We start from the raw sequence: 2,556 nt of genomic DNA on the forward strand, positions 1-2,556 counted from the left end.
TTTATATTTTAATATATAATATAAGATGATTTTCTAACATCAAGGAGGATACATATGAAGATGAAAAGGGGCATTACCACTTTATTATCTGTGGCCGTTCTTTCCACATCGCTTGTAGCATGTTCAGGAACAGCTGAGAAAACAGTGGCAAAAGAAGAGAAAGTACAATTAACAGACCAGCAATTGATGGCCGATTTATGGTATCAAACAGCTGGCGAAACGAAAGCACTTTACTACCAAGGCTACAATATTGGTCAATTAAAGCTTGATGCAGCTCTTGCAAAAGGGACAGAAAAAAAACCTGCTATCGTACTTGATCTAGATGAAACTGTTTTAGATAACAGTCCCCATCAAGCAATGAGCGTAAAAACAGGAAAAGGCTATCCTTATAAATGGGACGAATGGATTAATAAGGCTGAAGCTGAAGCTCTTCCAGGCGCTATTGATTTCTTAAAATATACAGAGTCTAAAGGTGTAGATATTTACTACATCTCAAATCGTAAAACAAATCAACTAGATGCAACAATTAAAAACCTTGAGCGCGTAGGTGCTCCTCAAGCGACGAAAGAACATATATTACTACAAGACCCGAAAGAAAAAGGGAAAGAAAAGCGTCGTGAACTTGTTTCTCAAACACATGATATCGTCCTATTCTTCGGTGACAACTTATCTGATTTCACTGGTTTTGATGGAAAATCTGTAAAAGATCGCAATGAAACAGTAGCAGAATCAAAAGCACAATTTGGTGAGAAATTCATCATTTTCCCTAATCCAATGTACGGTGATTGGGAAGGTGCTCTATATGACTATAATTTCAAAAAATCAGATGCAGAAAAAGACAAAATCCGTCGTGACAATTTAAAATCATTTGATGCAAAATAACAAAGAGGATGGCCTTCGCCATCCTCTTTTATTGCATATTTCTTGTTAAAGGTAAAATAAATACTTCTACACGTCTATTTTTCGCTTTTCCTTCTGGCGTATCATTTGGTGCAATTGAACGGTATTCTCCATAACCAACTGCACTAAATTTTTCTGGTTGCAATTCTTTATTTTGAAGTAACACCTGCATAAAATTAACTGCACGCTGCGTACTTAATTCCCAATTCGATGCAAACTGTGCGTTTGAAATAGGAACATTGTCTGTATGGCCCGATACGGTAATTTCACGAGGTGATGCTGAAACAAGTAGGTTAGACATCTCTTTTGCAATCCCTAACGATTCCAACTTCACATCTGCTTTCCCTGAATCAAATAGTACATTTTCTAATATCGTTAACATTAATCCTTTTTCAGTTAACTTAGTTTGAAAAGAAGAGGATAGTTGTTTCTCATTAATATATTGATCAATCTTTTTTTGTAATGCTTTCAACTCATCCATTTCTTTTTTTTCTTTAGCTCTATCTTCCGCTTGTTTTTTTGCTTGTTCTGCCTCAAGGCTATTTGCTGATAATTCTTTTTCCTCATTTGGTTTTTGATCGCTTAAAAATTCTTTATTTCCTGTTCCACCGGCTAACTCACTTCGAAAAGAAACTGCCATCTGTTTAAACTTCGCAGCATCTATACTACTCATTGCGAATAATACGATGAACAATGCAAATAACAACGTTAACATATCAGAATACGGAATTAACCAAGTTTCATCAATATGCTCTTCATGTTTTTTCTTTTTGCCTCTTCTATTTTTCTTACTCCGCATTTTTTTCCGCTCCTTTTTCTAGCTTCCTACGCTCAGTTGCAGAAAGCGCACCTAAAATGCGGTTTTTCATAATAAACGGATATGTACCTTCTTGTAACATTAATAAACAATCAATAATTAAACGTTTCTTCTCTAATTCAGCAGCAGACTTTTGCTTCAATTTGTTTGCAAATGGATGCCATAATACGTAACCTGAAAAAATACCGAAAATCGTTGCAATAAACGCACCTGAAATAGCATGCCCTAGCTTTTCAATATCAGTTAAATTTCCAAGTGCAGCTACAAGACCAATAACAGCACCTAAAACCCCTAGTGTAGGTGCATATGTACCAGCTTGCGAAAAAATAGCAGCCCCTTTTGCATGTCTCTCTTCAATCGCTTCTAATTCGGCTTCTAAAATTTGTTCTAAATCCTCTGCAGATACACCATCAATAACAAATTTCATACCACGCAAAAGAAATTCATCTTCAATTTCATCTAATTGTTGCTCTAAAGACAAAATACCGTATTTTCTACTCTCAGATGTCCAATGAACAAATAATTCTAGCAATTGTTCATAACTTAGATCTTTTTTATTTGAACCAAAAAGAACTTTAAATAATTTTGGAACTTTTTTTAGTTGATTCATCGGAAATGCAATACACACTGCAGCAAATGTACCGACGAAAATAATTAGTGCTGCGGCAGGATTTAGTAAGGCTGTTATGTCAGCGCCCTTGACGACCATCCCTACGACTACCGCTAATACTCCTAAAATGATTCCAATAATTGTTGCAAAATCCATTCCCATTCACTCCTAGTCTATACCAGAGGTCTTTTATTCTCGATAATCGCTACATCTTCTTATATACATATAT

3 protein-coding genes are annotated in these 2,556 nt (G+C 35.5%); 1 reads left to right on the forward strand and 2 read right to left on the reverse strand.

Going from position 1 to position 2,556, the window contains the following annotated elements:
* Positions 1-54: 54 nt before the first annotated feature.
* Positions 55-882, forward strand: a complete 828-nt coding sequence (locus tag AB3X49_RS21120; RefSeq protein ID WP_367964550.1) for a 5'-nucleotidase, lipoprotein e(P4) family — start codon at positions 55-57, stop codon at positions 880-882.
* A gap of 28 nt (positions 883-910) precedes the next feature.
* Here the strand turns inward: AB3X49_RS21120 and motB are convergent, their stop codons facing one another.
* Both motB and motA read right to left on the reverse strand, forming a co-directional pair.
* The gene (gene motB / locus AB3X49_RS21125; RefSeq protein ID WP_367964552.1) at positions 911-1,699 is read right to left on the reverse strand and encodes a flagellar motor protein MotB; all 789 of its coding nucleotides are present in this window, start codon (positions 1,697-1,699) and stop codon (positions 911-913) included.
* Complete coding sequence (gene motA / locus AB3X49_RS21130) at positions 1,689-2,483, reverse strand: flagellar motor stator protein MotA (RefSeq protein ID WP_044442331.1); 795 nt, start codon at positions 2,481-2,483, stop codon at positions 1,689-1,691. Before motA ends, motB begins: the two co-directional genes overlap by 11 nt.
* Positions 2,484-2,556: the final 73 nt, after the last annotated feature.

It is taken from the genome of Bacillus sp. C30 (assembly GCF_040838255.1).
Taxonomy (GTDB): Bacteria; Bacillota; Bacilli; order Bacillales; family Bacillaceae_G; genus Bacillus_A; species Bacillus_A mycoides.

What these genes read in the sequence shown, in the direction of transcription:
- AB3X49_RS21120 (WP_367964550.1), top strand. Translation starts at nt 55, where the DNA reads ATGAAGATGAAAAGGGGCATTACCACTTTATTATCTGTGGCCGTTCTT.
- motB (WP_367964552.1), bottom strand. Translation starts at nt 1,699, where the DNA reads ATGCGGAGTAAGAAAAATAGAAGAGGCAAAAAGAAAAAACATGAAGAG.
- motA (WP_044442331.1), bottom strand. Translation starts at nt 2,483, where the DNA reads ATGGATTTTGCAACAATTATTGGAATCATTTTAGGAGTATTAGCGGTA.